This is a genomic window from Pedococcus sp. P1_H8 (assembly GCF_056405175.1).
The window spans coordinates 1-458 of the sequence record NZ_JBFUCP010000218.1 but is presented as its reverse complement, the minus strand read 5'-3'; the positions used below and the strand labels follow the sequence as shown (position 1 = coordinate 458).

Annotated in this window: 1 protein-coding gene; it reads left to right on the top strand. The window is 69.9% G+C overall.

Features of this window, described 5'->3' with window-relative positions:
- On the top strand, window positions 1–397 hold a 397-nt coding region (locus AC1DYG_RS19670; RefSeq protein ID WP_477641536.1), incomplete at its 5' end, for a 2-oxo acid dehydrogenase subunit E2.
- Between the last annotated feature and the right edge of the window lie 61 nt (window positions 398–458).

The following is a 458-nucleotide window of genomic DNA, read 5'->3' as shown; positions in this document are numbered from 1 at the left end:
CTCCCCGGTGATCCACAACGCCGGCGACCTGTCGCGGGCCGGTCTGGCCCGCGCCATCGCGGACATCGCCAAGCGTGCCCGCTCCGGTGGGCTCAAGCCGGACGAGCTGTCCGGTGGCACCTTCACGATCACCAACATCGGCAGCCAGGGCGCGCTCTTCGACACCCCGATCCTGGTCCCGCCGCAGGCCGCGATGCTGGGCACGGGCGCGATCGTCAAGCGTCCGGTGGTGGTCACCGACGAGACCGGCAACGAGTCCATCGGCGTCCGGTCGATGTGCTACCTGCCGCTGACCTACGACCACCGCCTGGTCGACGGCGCCGACGCGGGTCGGTTCCTCACCACGATCAAGCAGCGGCTGGAGGAGGCCTCCTTCGAGGCAGACCTGGGTCTCTAGGTCGCTTCGCTCAGCGGTCTCCAGGTCGCACCGCTCAGCGGTCTGCAGGTAGGCCGCACAC